Source organism: Corynebacterium striatum ATCC 6940 (assembly GCF_000159135.1).
Lineage (GTDB): Bacteria > Actinomycetota > Actinomycetes > Mycobacteriales > Mycobacteriaceae > Corynebacterium > Corynebacterium striatum.
In genome coordinates this window covers 128137-142946 of sequence record NZ_GG667520.1, presented here as the reverse complement: position 1 = coordinate 142946, position 14810 = coordinate 128137, and the positions used below count along the sequence as shown (strand labels likewise).

Below are 14810 nucleotides of genomic sequence, written 5' to 3'. Positions count from 1 at the left end.
CACGCTAAAACCGCGCTAAAGAGTCCTTACTGTCTAGTCTGCTGGCCAAGCAAAGAGCACTTCCCGCGTCTGGACATCCGCCTTAACCAGGGAAACAGTGACCTGACCGCCCGTCTCTGGGTTGCCCACCGCCTCCGCAAACACCGGCGGCTGGGTCACAAAGAGTCGGGCCTTCTCACGCTTGGCCCCGCCTTGCACCACGATGGCCTCGAAGTTGCTACCCACCCACGGCGCCAGCACCGTCGCTTCGGTCAAGTTGAGACATGCCTTGTCCACCTGGGAAGCCAAGCGGGACGTGCTGCTCATCGTCTCCACCAAGTCACCTGCTCGCGCACTGACCCACTCCGGAACCTCTTGTTCATTGGCAAGCGCCAAGCACACCTCAGTGGCAAAGCGATCAGCCAGACGGCGCAGCGGCGCCGTCACGTGGGCATAGTATCCACCGATTCCAGCGTGGACCTCCGCCTCATCATCCTGCAGCCACACGTAGCCGGCACCGCGCAACAAGCGCTGCGCCTCGCGCATCGCGGCCATGCCACGCGGCGAATCGGCATCGAGGCCCTGCAGGAACTCGGTAATCGAGCCTTCGCCAAGCGCAAAGCCCAATTCCTCGACCTCGCTGCGGAACTCCTCCTCCGCCTCCCGAGTTGCGGCAGGCAACGTGCGCAGCAGACCAATCCCCTTCGACTCCATCAGCTGGCCCGCGCACATGCCGGTGAGCAGTGAAATCTCCGAGTTGTAGTCCATCACCTCGTAGCGCGGCTCGATGACCAGCTCATAGCGGTGCTGACCGTCCTCCTCGAATTCCTCCACGCTTTGGGAAGGCAAACGCAGGTTAATCGCCTCTCGGTGCAGCGAAGACGCCTGGCGCAGCTTGCCCACCTGCGGCAAAAGCGCAATCGAGGAATGCAGGCGGCCTGCCGCAAGATCCTCATGCACCCCCTCGTAGTCCAATCGCGCCCGCGAGCGCACCAGCGCGCGCTCCACGGCGAAGTCCTCGACCTCGCCCGCCGAGTCAAGGTCGATAGTCCAGAGAACGGCGGGGCGGTCGACGTCGGCAAGCAGCGATGCCTTGTCCTCCGAAAGCTGCGGCGGGTGCAGGCGCTCCGGCTCGTCCGGCAGGTAGATGGTCTGCCCGCGACGGAAGGTCTCATCCTCCAGGGCGCTGCCGGGCTCGACGAACGCGGCGACGTCAGCAATAGCGTAAAAGACCCGGTAGCCCCCGTTACGAGCCTCGATGCACACCGCTTGGTCCAAGTCCATGGACCCCTTTGGATCGATGGTCACCAGCGGGATATCGCGCGCGTCGCGGCGCTGCGTGACATAGCGATCCTGCGCAGCCTGGGCCTCATCGAGGACCTCCTGGCTGAAGTCGGTGGGAACAGAGCACTCCTCGGCAATCGTGCGGAAGTTTAAAGGAGCTGCATAAAGCTTCATGCTGCCCCATTGTTCCAGAAAAGTGGGCGAATGAGCCGGCCTATAAGCCGGATTCTGTCTTCCCGCACACATCAAGCGTGCGGCGGTGAACATCCATCTAGACCAACCGTTGCCAGTTGGTTCAAGCAGCTACCTTCAGGCTAAAGCGAGCAGCCTTCAAACGCCTGATCAAGCCCGCAGTGTGCCGGCCATGATGCCTTGCTCCCAGTGGGGTTTACCCAGCCACCGCCATCACTGACGGTGCTGGTGAGCTCTTAACTCACCGTTTCACCCTTACCTCACGGATCTTCGTACGACGCGGCGTAGCGAAGTCGTGCGGCGGTCTACTTTCTGTTGCACTTGCCCGCGGGTCGCCCCGGGTTGCCGTTAGCAACCACTGTGCTCTGTGGAGTCCGGACTTTCCTCGTCCCCCGCCTTACCCCTCGTGGAGGTTGGTTCGGAAAGGACGCGTTCACCCGGTCGGCTCATTCGCGCGTTACAGTCTAGCCCAGAGCCCGCAAATGCCCCACATCGTTGAAGCCGCGCAGCATAGAGCCGCCGTCCCAGAATTCCGCAATGCTTATCGACGCCAAGTCCAAGAACAAGCGATTAAACGTCACCGGTCCTGCGTCCAAGCTTTGGCGGATAAACGACTTGATGGGGTTGACGTGGGAGACCACGACCACGGTCTTGCCCGCGTACTTTTCCTGCAACTCCTGGCGGGTCTTGCGCACGCGGCGGTGAACCTGCTGCAAGGACTCGCCGCCGGGGCAGGCCACGGAAGGATCCTCGAGCCACTGGCTGTGCAGCTCCTCGTCCGTGGCATGCGCTTGCGCGAAAGTCTTGCCCTCCCAGAGACCAAAGTCGACTTCGATAAGACCCTCGACTGTCTCAATGCTCAACTTTTCGCCCTCGGTACCGTCGGGATGAGCGGGGCGCACGCTGGCCGCGATGGCTTGGGCGGTCTGCTGGCAGCGCTTGAGCGGCGAGCAGACGATGGCGTCGACCTGTGTCTCGGCGAGTGCCTGCGCGGCTGCGAGCGCCTGCTTCTTTCCCAGCTCGGTCAGCTCTGGGTCAGCATGGCCGGAGTACTGCTTGGCAGCGGACATCTCGGTCTGGCCGTGGCGCACGAGGATAAAGCGCGTGACTGGGCCTTGCTCGGTCATCCAGTCGCTGGGCTGCGGCGCTGCGGTATCTGCCGCGGGCTCGGTGGCGCTGTTGGGGCTGTCTGCGGTCTCTTCCCCCGCGCCCACGATTCCCACCGGGGCACCCGCAGCGGCAGCATCCATCGCCACGTTGGACAGGGCGTCGGCAGCCTTGTTCTTGGCACGCGGCACCCAGGTCAGCGTGAAGCTGCCAATCTGGTCGATGAGTTTGCGTGCTTCCAACGCCAAAGCCTGCATGTCGGGGTGCTTGATTTTCCAGCGCCCATTCATCTGCTCGACCACGAGCTTGGAGTCCATGTAGAAGTCGACGTCGTCCGCGCCCATCTCCACGGCGGCCTCCAAACCGCGCAGCAAGCCGTGATACTCAGCCACGTTGTTGGTGGACTTTGTGCCCACCACATACGCGATTTCCCGCAGCAGCTGCTTGCGGTCAGCGGAGTAGACAGCCGTGCCAGAGCCCGCGATGCCCGGGTTGCCACGGGAGCCACCGTCAGCAAAAATAACCAGCTTCATTAGGCAGGACGCACCAAGAAGGAGCCGCAGTCGCTGCACTGCGGGAGGACGTCGGCAGGCGCATTGCGCACGGCGTTTTGCTCAGCCGGCGGCAACACGATGAAGCAGCCGCCGCAGGCGCGGCCCTTGAACGCGGCAGCGCCCACCCCGTTCTCGTGGCGCACGGTGTCGTAGTCTGCGAGGACGTCGGCAGGCAGCTGCGCGCGCAGCTCACCGATGCGGATAGCCGGGTCCGCCTGCTTCGCGGCGGCGTCGTTAGCTGCCTCCGCGGCACGTGCGAGAACCTCCAGTTGACGCTGCGACTCGTCCACGCGCGCACCGTGTACGTCACGGTTGGAACGCAGGGCGTGAATCTCGTTGTGGGCTTCCTGCAGCTCACTCATCAGATCCGCAATGCGGGACTTCGCAGCGTACAGGTCATGCTCCAGGTCCTTGCGGCGCTCCGGATCGACCTCGGCGCCCAGCTGGGCCTTGTCATCGCGCTCGCGCTGACGCAGCTTGCGCTCATCGGCCTGGATGCGCAGGATTTCCAGCTCCATGTCGTCGACTGCGAGCTGGGCGGAACCGGCGGCGTCGACAAGCCGCTTGTGCTTTGCTTGAGCCTGCTCGTACTCCTGCTGTTCTGGGACGACCTTCTCGCCGCCCACGCCTTGGGAGCGCTCCAGGTTAGCAAGTTCCAGTAGGACAGGCTGCAGTTGCTGTGTCAGTTTCATTTAGTTCTCCTTTGGCTGCTCATGATTTTCCCCATGCGCAGAGATAGTCCATGGGTCGGTGCGCAGCTTGATGATTTCAGTATCCACCTTTAATGCTTCCACCACGATATCGCGCGCCTGCGAGGTCCACGGAAACTCGCTGGCCCAGTGGGCCGTATCGATGACGGCAGGTCCCCCGGCGCGTAGGTGCTCGTCCACGGGGTGGTGGCGCAGATCCGAGGTGACATAGACGTCCACGCCCAGCTCGCGCGCGGTGTCCAGGAACGAATCCCCGGAGCCGCTGGATACGGCAACTCGCTTGACGACACCCTCCGGGTCACCCGCCGCGCGAATCCCCCAGGCGGTTTCCGGCAGCGCGTTCGCCACCTGCTGTGTGAACTCGCGCAGGGTCAATGGCTCGGGCAGCTCGCCGATGCGGCCAAGACCCAGCGCATCCGCGGGAACCTCGCCGTCAAAGCGCTCGTGCGGCACGACGGGGCGGCCTGGCTCGATTCCCACCAGCAACGCAAGCTTGTCATTGACGCCGGGGCGCGCCTTGTCCGCATTGGTGTGCGCGGCAAACAGCGCAACGCCGCCCTTGATCAGGGTGTGGATGACCTTGCCTTTGGGGGTATCAGCCGCCACGGAGGTCACTCCGCGCAAAAGAAGCGGGTGGTGAACAACGAGCATCTGCGCCCCGCTGGCAACGGCCTGCTCCGCCACAGACTGGGTGCAGTCCAAGGCGAAGGCGACTTTGGTAACGGAATCGTCCGGGTCGCCGCAAATGAGACCGACCGCATCCCAGCTCTCAGCCAAGTGCGGTGGATATGCCTCTTCAAGGACGCGGCGGACCTCGCCAACGGTGGTGGAAGTGTGGGCCATAGCGGGCCTCCTTCGTGCTTGTATCACTGTGTTTTTCGCTCTCTGCGCGCTGCTGCACTATCCTAGCTTTCGTTCAGAAATCGTTCTATTTGCTCTAAGGTCGTAGCCTGATGACTTCTGAGGACAATCCCTCCGCATTGCACCTCGTGTTTGTATGCACGGGCAATATTTGCCGCTCCCCCATGGCGGAAATCATCGTTCGCGATGCCATGGAGAACGACATGCTCGACCTCATCGCGCGCACGTCCTCCTGCGGCCTTGGCGGCTGGCACGTGGGCCAAGGCGCTGACGAGCGCGCCATCGCCGAGCTGCGCAGCGGCGGCCACGACGGCGCAACGCACCGCGCGGCACAGCTGGGCCCCGAGCACATGGACGCGGACCTTTTCATCGCAATGGACTCCGGCCACCGCGACGCCCTCATCAAGCGCGGCATCGACACAGAGCGTGTGCGCTTGATGCGCAGCTTCGACCCGAACGCCGAGGACCAGAACATCGAGGATCCTTATTACGGCACTGCCGAGGACTTCGCGCGCACCCGCAAGGAAATTGAAGCCGCCGTCCCTGGCCTGCTGGATTGGATTCGCCAAGAGCGGGTCTAGGATAAAAGGCATGCTGAAGACGTTCCTCAAGCCTGGGTGGGTACTGCTGCTCATCTTTGTTGTTGCCTTCTCCTACTTTGCGTTCACGGTTCTAGCGCCGTGGCAGCTAGGCAAGGATGACCAGATTGTGGAGCGCAATCACCTCATTGCGGAGGCCTACGAGGCGGATCCGCGTCCGCTTAATGAGGTGGTGACTAAGGACGGCGCCATCAAGGACGACGAGTGGTCCCGCGCCACGCTCACCGGCCACTACCTCGCCGACGACGAGGTGCTGCTGCGTTTGCGCCCCGTCTCCTCGGGCGCGGTGTACCAGTCCTTGGTCCCGTTCCAGACAGATTCCGGTCTCACGATGTTAGTCAATCGCGGATGGATTGCCGCAGGCGAAGGCAACACCGTTCCGGAGATTCCCCCGGCTCCCACTGAGGACGTCACCATCACGGGCATGATCCGCGCCGACGAGCTGCAGCACTCTTCCGCACCGATTGACCAGGAGGGCTACCAGCAGGTCTACTCCATTCATACGGAGGAAGTCGCGTCGCTCACGGATACGAAGCTGGGCAAGGACTACATCCAGCTCTCCCCAGAGCAGCCAGGCGAGTTGACCGCGCTGGAGGTCCCGCAGCTCGACCGCGGTAACCACCTTTCCTACGGCTATCAGTGGATTGCCTTCGGCATCATGGCGCCGCTGGGCTTGGGTTACTTCGTATGGTCTGAGATCCGCGAGCGCCGCCGCGCCCGCGAGGAGGAGGCGGCTTTGCACGGCCCGCTTGACGACGCTTCCCCTTCCGAGCCCCTCCAATCCCCCGCCGCGGCGGCCCCTGCTCCGGCCCCTTCTGCCGAGGTCCCTTCTGCCGAGGCCCCTTCTGCCGAGGCCCCTTCTGCTGCGGCCCAGGCAGCCCCTCAATCACGCCGCGCGCGCTCCCGCTACGGCGACTCGAAGCCAGACTTCTATGAGAAGATTCGCGAACGCGGCCAGGAGCGCTTTTAAGCCGTACGCTGTCCTAGAGTTGATCGCGTGAATATCTTTCTCGATGTCGACGGCACTTTGGTCAACTCTTTTCCAGGGATTTCCCGCTGTGCGCAGCTAACTTTTGCCGACTTGGGCTACCCCGTTCCCACGCTCGAGCAGCTGCATTCTTTTCCCGGCCCGCCGCTGGAGATAGCGCTTGGGCTGTTCGGCATGAAGGCTGAGGACATCCCACGCGGAGTGGCGACTTTCCGAGGCTACTACCACGACTTTGGGTGGCAGGAAGCGGAGCTCTTCCCTGGCTGGGCCGAAGCACTACCTCGGTGGAAGGCGGCGGGGCACACCATTTGTACGGCCACGAGCAAAGGCGAGGACATGGCGCGGCAGATGCTCACACACCTTGGGGTTGCAGGCTACTTCGACTTCATTGGCGGTGCCGACGACGCCACCGGCTCCCGCCCCACCAAGCGCCACGTCATCGAGTGGGTGCTCGACTCGATGAACCTGCGTGGCCACGAGGAACGAATCCTAATGGTGGGCGACCGCCACCACGACGTCGAGGGCGCGCGTCCACTGGGCATCCGCACTGCTCTCGTAGCTTGGGGCCACGGCAGCCAGGCCGAGTTCGACGACGCCGACTTCTTCGTCAGCTCCATCGAGGACATCGACGCGCTGCTCGCTGCGCTCTAGCGCCGCTGCAGTTTTGGGCCACGGAACGGTGGGGTCGGCGGCCAAACGTGCACAACTGCCAACGAAGCCCACCGGTTCTGCTCTGGACGCGGCTTCCTCGTCAGTTACGCAGATCAGGGGCTAAGTAGCAAAACGAAAAGTCCCGCGACACCGATAGGAACGATGTCGCGAGACTTCACATTGTGCGGCCTGAGGGGATCGAACCCCCGACCTACTGGGTGTAAACCAGTTGCTCTTCCAGCTGAGCTAAAGCCGCAGTGCGCTTTGACGCTTGCACAAGGTTAGCCCATTCAAGCGCCAAGCTACAAATCCGCAGGTTATTACTACTTCTTGGTGTTTCCGCGGGCAACAAGACAGGAACCTTGCCATTCGCCCAAACGCTCTGCTTTGGTCTGCACCAAGCCAGCCAATTGGGCTGATTCAGAGATCTCACCTGGAGCGAGGTTGCCCGGCTTGCCCGCACCTGGGGTCAGCAGCCACACTCGGCCGGCGTCGCCAAGCGGGCGGGAGGCGTCAACGAGCCCGTCGACAAGGTCGCCATCCTCGGCTCGCCACCAGAGAAGCACGACGTCGCAAAGCTCGTCGCTCTCCTCCTCGAGAAAGTCCTCGCCGAGAACGTCCTCAATAGATTCAGAGATGCTGGCATCGCAGTCCTCATCCCATCCCAATTCAAGGGCGATCTGCCCTTCACGGATGCCGAGTTTGCTGGCCGCATCAGCCACTACTTGATTCCTTCCTTTTTCTGGCATGGAAAAGATCATAACGCCTTCTGCCCCACTTTTCGCGATTGCACTGCAGATTTACCGCACAATCACCTTTTGCAAAGTTCGCAAATAATCGACTTCACCGGCAGTGAAGCTGCCTATGCCCCCTTCACACACACAGATGATCGGGGGAGGCGTATTCTGGTATGCAAACTGTGTAAATCCAATCTAGGAGGTTTAAATGGCTGACCAGGACGCCGTAAAGGGTGACTCCAACTTCCCGATCGTCCGTGACGGAGTTGCTTCATACCTGCATGACAGCGATCCCGAGGAAACCCGCGAGTGGATGGACTCACTCGATGGCCTGCTGGATAACTCCGATCCAGAGCGCGCCCGCTACCTGATGCTCCGCCTGCTGGAGCGTGCGACCGCGAAACGCGTCCCTCTGCCTTCCTTGACCTCCACCGACTTTGTCAACACCATTCCAACCAATTTGGAGCCAGAATTCCCTGGCGACGAGGAACTCGAAAAGCGCTACCGCCGCTGGATCCGTTGGAACGCAGCAATCATGGTGCACCGCGCGCAGCGCCCAGGCATCGGCGTCGGCGGCCATATCTCCACCTACGCTGGTGCGGCCCCGCTCTACGAGGTTGGCCTTAACCACTTCTTCAAGGGCAAGGATGATCCGTCTGGCGGTGACCAGATCTTCTTCCAGGGCCACGCCTCCCCGGGCATGTACGCCCGTGCCTTCATGGAAGGCCGCCTGAGTGAGGAAGACCTAGACGGCTTCCGCCAGGAGGTTTCCCGCGGCGAGGGCAAGGGCCTACCTTCCTACCCGCACCCGCGTCTGATGCCTGATTTCTGGGAGTTCCCAACCGTTTCCATGGGCATCGGCCCGATGAACGCTATCTACCAGGCACGCTTTAACAAGTACCTGGAGACCCGCGGCATCAAGGACACCTCCGAGCAGCACGTCTGGGCCTTCCTGGGTGACGGCGAGATGGACGAGCCAGAGTCCCGCGGCCTCCTGCAGACCGCTGCCCTCTACGAACTGGACAACCTGACCTTCGTCATCAACTGCAACTTGCAGCGTCTCGACGGCCCGGTTCGCGGTAACACTCAGATCATTCAGGAGCTGGAGTCCTTCTTCCGCGGTGCTGGCTGGAACGTCATCAAGGTCATCTGGGGCCGCGGCTGGGACAGGCTGCTCAATGCCGACAAGGACGGCGCCCTGGTCAACATCATGAACACCACTTCTGATGGTGACTACCAGACCTTCAAGGCTAACGACGGCGCGTATGTCCGCGAGCACTTCTTCGGCCGCGACGAACGCACCCTCAAGCTGGTTGAGGACCTCTCCGACGATGAGATTTGGGCACTGCGCCGCGGTGGCCACGACTACCGCAAGATCTACGCTGCGTATGCGAAGGCCTTGGATAACAAGGGTACTGGCAAGCCGACCGTCATCCTGGCTCACACCATCAAGGGCTACGGCTTGGGCCACAACTTCGAGGGCCGCAACGCTACCCACCAGATGAAGAAGCTGACGCTGGAAGACCTCAAGCTCTTCCGCGACAAGCAGGGTATCCCGATCGAGGACGAGGTTCTGGAGAAGGATCCTTACGCACCGCCGTACTACCACCCGGGTAACGATGCGCCGGAAATCAAGTACATGCTGGAGCGCCGTAAAGAACTCGGCGGCTTCCTGCCGGAGCGCCGTGAGAAGTTCACTCCGCTGGTCACCCCGGACATCGATAAGCTGCGCTCCGTGCGTAAGGGCTCGGGCAAGCAGAACGTGGCTACCACCATGGCGCTTGTGCGTACCTTTAAGGAGCTCATGCGCGACAAGGAGCTGGGTAAGCGCATCGTGCCGATTATCCCGGATGAGGCTCGTACCTTCGGTATGGACTCTTGGTTCCCGACTCTGAAGATTTGGAACCCGCGTGGCCAGAACTACGTGCCGGTGGACAACGACCTGATGCTGTCTTACCGCGAGGCTACCGACGGCCAGATCATGCACGAGGGTATCTCCGAGGCAGGCGCGACTGCGTCCTTCACCGCGGCCGCAACTTCTTATGCAACTCACGGCGAAGCGATGATTCCGCTGTACATCTTCTATTCGATGTTCGGCTTCCAGCGCACCGGCGACTCCTTCTGGGCTGCCGGCGACCAGCTGGGCCGCGGCTTCATCATCGGTGCAACTGCTGGCCGCACCACCCTGACCGGTGAGGGCCTGCAGCACATGGACGGTCACTCCCCGGTTCTGGCTTCCACGAACCCTGCCGTCATCAGCTACGACCCAGCCTTCGGCTACGAGGTGGCTCACCTGATTCACCGCGGTATCAACCGCATGTACGGCGAGAACTCCGAGGCAGTCATGTACTACCTGACCGTGTACAACGAGCCAGTTAGCCAGCCTGCTGAGCCGGAGAACCTCGACGTCGACGGTCTGCACAAGGGTATCTACCACTACAACACCGCTGAGGGCGGCTCCATCCCTGCCAACATCCTGGCTTCCGGTGTGGGTGTGCACGAGGCGCTGCGTGCACAGAAGATCCTGGCTGACGACTACGACGTCAAGGCTTCCCTGTTCTCTGTGACCTCCTGGGTTGAGCTGGCTCGCGACGGCGCGCGCCGCAACAAGGAGGCGCTGCAGAAGGGCGTTGAGCCGACCGAGGCGTTTGCTACCAAGCAGCTCAAGGGCTTCGAGGGCCCGTTCGTTGGTGTCTCCGACTTCACCACCGACCTGCAGGAGCAGATTCGTCCTTACGTTCCGGGTACCTACGTCGTGCTGGGCGCGGACGGCTTTGGCTTCTCCGATACCCGTGAGGGTGCTCGTCGCTACTTCAACATCGACGCTGAGTCCATCGTCGTGGCAACCCTTGAGGGTCTGGCACGCGAGGGCAAGGTGGAGCGTTCCGTCGTCGAGGAAGCAGCTGCCAAGCTGAAGCTCGATGACCCTACCGCCACCGAGTCCACCTCCAGCGACGAGGAGTAATAACTCGCTCTAGGACGGTTTAGGCCGCTCCTCGGTTGCCCGCTTAGCAGGACGCCGAGGGGCGGTCTTCTCGTTTTGCGGTGCGGCCGGAGCACAGAAAGGCACAGAAGGGCGCAGAAGGGCGCAGGCTTGTCGTACAACGAGCTCGCTGGCCGACCGGCCAACTGGTCCCATTGGTTGGGTCCCCTACTAAGGGTAGTTTTACGAGTAACCGGTTCCGGGCAGAAGCCGCTAGTGGTCCCTTTACCCCACAAAGGGACCAAACGAATGGGACCAAACCAACGGGGGGCTCTGGGGAAACAAGCGGAGGCGCGCGGTGGTCGGCAAAGGTCCGGCAAAGGGCCGGCAAAGGGCCGGCGGCCGCGGCAACGCTAGTCCACCAACGGAACCAAGAGGCGACCAAGCGCCTCCGAGATGGCCTCGGGCTCCTCGAGGATGACCATGTGGCCTGCGCCGTCCACCTCAGTCAGCCGGGCGGCCGGCCAGTGCTCCAAGATGACGTCCGACTGGCTGCGCGGAGTCACGATGTCGGCAGATCCCACAATAACCTCACCACGCAGGCGGGCCAGGCGGTCGGCGGCGGCGTACTCGGAGTGGTCGAGAAGATCGTCAAAGAAGCCCGTGTAACTGGACAGCGGCGTGTCCATCAGCATGGCTACATGGAACTGCAGCTTCTCCATCTGCGGAAAGCCCGCCAGCAAAGCAGCAAACAGCGGCGCGACCCACTGCGCGACCTCAAAGCGGATGCGGTCCATCCGCCTCGGCAGCCGCATGCACGCGTTATACAAACTGCCCAGCGCCTTCGACTCGAGAATCTGCGCCACGCCCTTCGCCGCAAAACGGCGCATCGACGTCGCAATCAACAGCGCCGAGTCAATGCGCTGGTACACCTCGTCCGGCGCGCGGCGAATCACATTGAGCGCCACCATTCCGCCCAAAGAGTGCCCCACGACCACGAGCTTGCTACGGGAGGCGCGCTCAGAAAGGACAGCGAGGACGTCGTCAGCCGCGGCGTCCACCGTGCACTGCGCAGGGGCGACTTCGGTGGAAAGGCCGTGGCCGCGGATGTCGACAAGCAGGCAGCGTACCTCCGGGAAATGCCGGCGCATGTAGTCCACCTGACTGTAGTAGGCCTCCGCGGACAGGCAGTAGCCGTGGATGAACACCACAGTGATGTCCGAGTCCTGCGGGCCGACCTCGTACCACGCGATGTCCAGGCCATCGTTGCGCACGGTGCCCAAGGAATCGATTCCAGTCAGCCCGGGCTCGTCCGTGTGATTGTGCAGGGACTCGTAGATGAGGTGCTGTTCGTTGCGACGCGTCGGCCGCAAACGGCGCGCCCAACTGTGCACAATCGTCTTTGCTCGAGCCCTATTAATCATGACCTTCTGATAATAGCCGCACCTACTGATATAACCCTATTAGACTGGACCGCATGGCAAACGACCTCTCCGCGCAATTGCAAGCCCGCTTCAACCAGACCCCGCAAAAGGAGGAGCCCGCAGAAGACACCTACAGCGAAATCACCGCGCTGATTACCAAGGTCACCGGCAGCGCGGAAGGCTTGGAGCGCGACGCCAAGCTCGCCGACTTAGGCGTGGAATCGCTTGAGCGCATCGAGCTGGCCGTGCGAGCCGAGGAGCGCTTCAAGGTGCGCTTCAATGAGGAGACAATGCTAGGCATCGAAACCATCGGCCAACTTGCCGAATACGTGGACAAGCACTTGGAGGAGCAGAAGTGATTTCTTACCTTTCCGATATGGACGGCGTCCTCATCAAAGAGGGCGAGATGATTCCCGGCGCGGACAAGTTCATCGAGTCCCTGTATGACAACGACATCGAGTTCATGGTCCTCACCAACAACTCCATGTCCACCCCGCGCGACCTATCCGCTCGCCTCAAGAACACGGGCCTCGACATCCCCGCGGAGCGCATCTGGACCTCCGCCACGGCCACTGCCGCTTTCCTCACCACCCAGGCGGGCGAGGGCAAGGCTTATGTGGTGGGCGAATCGGGCTTGACGACGTCCCTTCACGAGGCAGGGTGGGTTCTGACCGACAACGACCCAGACTTCGTGGTCTTGGGCGAAACCCGCACCTACTCTTTTGAGGCAATCACCACGGCCATCAATCTAATTCGCGGGGGCGCGCGTTTTATCGCGACCAACCCGGACGTCACCGGCCCAGCCCCACAGGGCGTGCTGCCTGCCACGGGTGCCGTTGCCGCACTCATCACCGCGGCCACGAACCGCGAGCCCTATTACGTGGGTAAGCCCAACCCGGTCATGATGCGTTCGGCACTCAACCACATCGGTGCGCACTCGGAGAACACGGTCATGATTGGTGACCGCATGGACACCGATGTGAAGTCGGGCCTTGAGGCGGGCCTGCAGACCATCCTCGTGCGCACGGGCATCAGCGACGATGCCGAGATTCAGCGCTACCCCTACCGACCGAACCAGGTCATCGATTCGGTGGCCGAGTTGGCCGACCGCGTGACGCAGCCCTTCCCCAAGGCCGATTAAGCCACGTCAACGCGGGCGTTGAACCCGTATTCCCCTGCTAAGAGCTCGACTGCCCTACCGAGGGCGGCGAGCTCTTCGTGCGTTCCGGTGAGCACCTGGCGGCAGCCGATGCCTACCGGGAGGATGCCGGTGGCGGCGCGGGCAAGCTCGGCGTCGCCGGGCATGTCGCGGTACCACCGCGTGCACCATTGGGCGGTGAGGGGATCGTCGCCGGGGACGATGAATTCCGATTCTGTGGTGATGCAGCGCGCCATGGCACGCTCGATTGCCGGGCGCAGCGTGCGGGGCATTCCCGCAATTGTGAGCACGGCGGTGCGCACCTGTCCGACATTGCGGTGCGGCCAGGCGCTTGGCGACGTCGCGCAAGCGACGACTTCGTGAACGCGAGTATTCACGCCGATTCTCCTTCGACATGTTTAAAGCGCACTGAAGCTACCCCCGCGAGGGGGCAGCTGGAGCGCGCCAGACGAGCTTCGTCTTCCCCAACGAACTGTCTTCGCGTTTGGGCCGATTCTTCCCCGTCACATAAACCCCATCAACCCTAAACAACCACTTCAACCCCCATTTGCTCAATCTCAACCAAAGGTTGAAAATTCACATGCGGAACACTGGTTTACTTGCGTCGCATGCGTTACGGAATCTGCTATAAATCACACTCCTTTGTCGCCCGAAAGTTTCGCCGCTATCGTTTAACCTCATGCGCCTCAACAAGCTCGTTGCCGCCGCGGGTGCGGCCACTCTTTCCCTCGCCGTCCTCAGCCCGGTCGCCACGGCACAGTCCGTCTCAGGCTCTTCGTTGGACGAAGCTTTTGGCTTGTCCCCTCAGCTGACTGACGTTCTCGGCCAGCTCACCAGCTCGACTGGCTCCACCGGCGTCGGCGGGACCAGTACCACTGAGTCCGTTAACGTTGCCGGCCAAGGAAACCGCTCTTACATCCTGCAGCTGCCGGAAGGCTTTGACCCCGCCAAGTCCTATGACTTGGTCTTCGGATTCGGTGGCATGGACCACGAAGCTCCGCGCGCCCAGGAGATCATCCGTCTCTCGGAGGCGGCTAACGGCGAAGCCATCGTGGTCTACCCGCAGCCCACCTTCCAGAACGGCCACTTTGGCTGGGAGGGCCCCCACTACGGCGGCGCCCGCGGCAAGGACGTAGCCTTCGTGCGCGCGATTTCCGATTCCCTCCACGCTCGCTACAACATCAACAGCACCTACGCCACGGGCCTATCCAACGGCGGTGGAATGGCCATGAACTTGGCATGCCAAGCGCCGGACCTCGTTGATGCGGTAGCTGGAGTCGCAACCGCAAACTATGGCCCCATCTACACGGGCTGCTCTGGCTCGGTTCCGACGCTGTTCCTGCACGGAACTGAGGACAAGACCGCTCCGTACTATGAATCCGGCTCCAACCTGCACGGCGGAACCTACCTCTCCGTTGTCCAGGCCTTCCGCGCCGTGGGCGAACGCAACGGCTGCGATATCAACAGCAAGTCCATCGAGTCACGCGGAAGCTTCAACGCTGAGCAGATGCAAGGATGCGCTGCCGACACAGTGCTCTACACGGTTCCAGGCGGCGAGCACACGTGGTTCCCGAACAACCCGACTGCCACTCGTGAGGTTTGGGACTTCCTCAACTCCCACTAAGAAAGGGCACCGCTGCCT

General features: G+C 62.2%; 14 protein-coding genes, 1 tRNA gene and 1 other RNA gene. 7 read left to right on the top strand and 9 right to left on the bottom strand.

Annotated elements, in window-relative coordinates; translation table 11 throughout:
- Nucleotides 1-33: 33 nt before the first annotated feature.
- The 5 genes from HMPREF0308_RS03005 to HMPREF0308_RS02990 form a co-directional block, all read right to left on the bottom strand.
- A complete protein-coding gene (locus HMPREF0308_RS03005; protein ID WP_005528575.1) occupies nucleotides 34-1437 on the bottom strand; it encodes an RNB domain-containing ribonuclease in 1404 nt (467 codons plus the stop codon).
- Between the two features lie 27 nt (nucleotides 1438-1464).
- Nucleotides 1465-1904: RNase P RNA component class A (gene rnpB, locus HMPREF0308_RS13065), an RNA gene on the bottom strand.
- A 15-nt stretch (nucleotides 1905-1919) separates the two neighbouring features.
- The gene (locus HMPREF0308_RS03000) at nucleotides 1920-3095 is read right to left on the bottom strand and encodes a bifunctional RNase H/acid phosphatase (RefSeq protein ID WP_005528572.1); all 1176 of its coding nucleotides are present in this window, start codon (nucleotides 3093-3095) and stop codon (nucleotides 1920-1922) included.
- On the bottom strand, nucleotides 3095-3808 hold the full coding sequence (locus HMPREF0308_RS02995; protein ID WP_005528570.1) for a zinc ribbon domain-containing protein: 714 nt from the start codon (nucleotides 3806-3808) through the stop codon (nucleotides 3095-3097). Before HMPREF0308_RS02995 ends, HMPREF0308_RS03000 begins: the two co-directional genes overlap by 1 nt.
- The gene (locus HMPREF0308_RS02990) at nucleotides 3809-4669 is read right to left on the bottom strand and encodes a Nif3-like dinuclear metal center hexameric protein (protein ID WP_005528568.1); all 861 of its coding nucleotides are present in this window, start codon (nucleotides 4667-4669) and stop codon (nucleotides 3809-3811) included. It abuts the gene before it with no gap.
- A gap of 110 nt (nucleotides 4670-4779) precedes the next feature.
- Here HMPREF0308_RS02990 and HMPREF0308_RS02985 point away from each other — a divergent pair, with 110 nt between their 5' ends.
- The 3 genes from HMPREF0308_RS02985 to HMPREF0308_RS02975 are packed head-to-tail and all read left to right on the top strand — an operon-like array spanning nucleotide 4780 to nucleotide 6925.
- On the top strand, nucleotides 4780-5268 hold the full coding sequence (locus tag HMPREF0308_RS02985) for a low molecular weight protein-tyrosine-phosphatase (RefSeq protein ID WP_005528566.1): 489 nt from the start codon (nucleotides 4780-4782) through the stop codon (nucleotides 5266-5268).
- Between the two features lie 10 nt (nucleotides 5269-5278).
- On the top strand, nucleotides 5279-6256 hold the full coding sequence (locus HMPREF0308_RS02980) for an SURF1 family cytochrome oxidase biogenesis protein (protein WP_005528564.1): 978 nt from the start codon (nucleotides 5279-5281) through the stop codon (nucleotides 6254-6256).
- Nucleotides 6257-6283: 27 nt separating this feature from the next.
- The gene (locus HMPREF0308_RS02975) at nucleotides 6284-6925 is read left to right on the top strand and encodes an HAD hydrolase-like protein (RefSeq protein WP_005528555.1); all 642 of its coding nucleotides are present in this window, start codon (nucleotides 6284-6286) and stop codon (nucleotides 6923-6925) included.
- Nucleotides 6926-7108: 183 nt separating this feature from the next.
- Here the strand turns inward: HMPREF0308_RS02975 and HMPREF0308_RS02970 are convergent.
- Together HMPREF0308_RS02970 and HMPREF0308_RS02965 are read right to left on the bottom strand one after the other, a co-directional pair.
- Nucleotides 7109-7181 (bottom strand) — tRNA-Val (locus HMPREF0308_RS02970).
- A gap of 67 nt (nucleotides 7182-7248) precedes the next feature.
- The gene (locus tag HMPREF0308_RS02965; RefSeq protein ID WP_005528554.1) at nucleotides 7249-7686 is read right to left on the bottom strand and encodes a DUF3052 domain-containing protein; all 438 of its coding nucleotides are present in this window, start codon (nucleotides 7684-7686) and stop codon (nucleotides 7249-7251) included.
- A gap of 184 nt (nucleotides 7687-7870) precedes the next feature.
- Here HMPREF0308_RS02965 and aceE point away from each other — a divergent pair, with 184 nt between their 5' ends.
- Nucleotides 7871-10627, top strand: coding sequence for a pyruvate dehydrogenase (acetyl-transferring), homodimeric type (gene aceE, locus HMPREF0308_RS02960; protein ID WP_005528553.1), 2757 nt, complete (start codon nucleotides 7871-7873; stop codon nucleotides 10625-10627).
- Nucleotides 10628-10998: 371 nt separating this feature from the next.
- Here aceE and HMPREF0308_RS02955 read toward each other — a convergent pair whose 3' ends face one another.
- Nucleotides 10999-12009: an alpha/beta fold hydrolase gene (locus HMPREF0308_RS02955; RefSeq protein ID WP_005528552.1), complete on the bottom strand. Its 1011-nt coding sequence runs from the start codon at nucleotides 12007-12009 to the stop codon at nucleotides 10999-11001.
- Between the two features lie 53 nt (nucleotides 12010-12062).
- Here HMPREF0308_RS02955 and HMPREF0308_RS02950 point away from each other — a divergent pair, with 53 nt between their 5' ends.
- Entirely contained in the window at nucleotides 12063-12368 is a 306-nt protein-coding gene (locus HMPREF0308_RS02950) for an acyl carrier protein (protein WP_005528551.1), read from the top strand.
- Nucleotides 12365-13150 (top strand): HAD-IIA family hydrolase, encoded by a 786-nt coding sequence (locus HMPREF0308_RS02945; protein ID WP_005528538.1) that lies wholly within the window; start codon nucleotides 12365-12367, stop codon nucleotides 13148-13150. The genes HMPREF0308_RS02950 and HMPREF0308_RS02945 overlap by 4 nt, the downstream gene beginning before the upstream one ends.
- On the opposite strand, the gene HMPREF0308_RS02940 is transcribed toward HMPREF0308_RS02945, so the two are convergent.
- Nucleotides 13147-13545, bottom strand: a complete 399-nt coding sequence (locus HMPREF0308_RS02940) for a hypothetical protein (protein WP_034656788.1) — start codon at nucleotides 13543-13545, stop codon at nucleotides 13147-13149. The two genes, HMPREF0308_RS02945 and HMPREF0308_RS02940, sit on opposite strands and share 4 nt — an antisense overlap.
- Before the next feature lie 302 nt (nucleotides 13546-13847).
- On the opposite strand from HMPREF0308_RS02940, the gene HMPREF0308_RS02935 reads away from it, so the two are divergent.
- On the top strand, nucleotides 13848-14792 hold the full coding sequence (locus HMPREF0308_RS02935; RefSeq protein WP_005528521.1) for a CE1 family esterase: 945 nt from the start codon (nucleotides 13848-13850) through the stop codon (nucleotides 14790-14792).
- The last annotated feature ends 18 nt before the right edge of the window (nucleotides 14793-14810 follow it).

Coding starts and splice junctions, on each gene's coding strand:
- HMPREF0308_RS02935 (WP_005528521.1), top strand. CDS start 13,848: ATGCGCCTCAACAAGCTCGTTGCCGCCGCGGGTGCGGCCACTCTTTCC.
- aceE (WP_005528553.1), top strand. CDS start 7,871: ATGGCTGACCAGGACGCCGTAAAGGGTGACTCCAACTTCCCGATCGTC.
- HMPREF0308_RS03000 (WP_005528572.1), bottom strand. CDS start 3,095: ATGAAGCTGGTTATTTTTGCTGACGGTGGCTCCCGTGGCAACCCGGGC.
- HMPREF0308_RS02950 (WP_005528551.1), top strand. CDS start 12,063: ATGGCAAACGACCTCTCCGCGCAATTGCAAGCCCGCTTCAACCAGACC.
- HMPREF0308_RS02955 (WP_005528552.1), bottom strand. CDS start 12,009: ATGATTAATAGGGCTCGAGCAAAGACGATTGTGCACAGTTGGGCGCGC.
- HMPREF0308_RS02965 (WP_005528554.1), bottom strand. CDS start 7,686: ATGATCTTTTCCATGCCAGAAAAAGGAAGGAATCAAGTAGTGGCTGAT.
- HMPREF0308_RS03005 (WP_005528575.1), bottom strand. CDS start 1,437: ATGAAGCTTTATGCAGCTCCTTTAAACTTCCGCACGATTGCCGAGGAG.
- HMPREF0308_RS02985 (WP_005528566.1), top strand. CDS start 4,780: ATGACTTCTGAGGACAATCCCTCCGCATTGCACCTCGTGTTTGTATGC.
- HMPREF0308_RS02980 (WP_005528564.1), top strand. CDS start 5,279: ATGCTGAAGACGTTCCTCAAGCCTGGGTGGGTACTGCTGCTCATCTTT.
- HMPREF0308_RS02995 (WP_005528570.1), bottom strand. CDS start 3,808: ATGAAACTGACACAGCAACTGCAGCCTGTCCTACTGGAACTTGCTAAC.
- HMPREF0308_RS02990 (WP_005528568.1), bottom strand. CDS start 4,669: ATGGCCCACACTTCCACCACCGTTGGCGAGGTCCGCCGCGTCCTTGAA.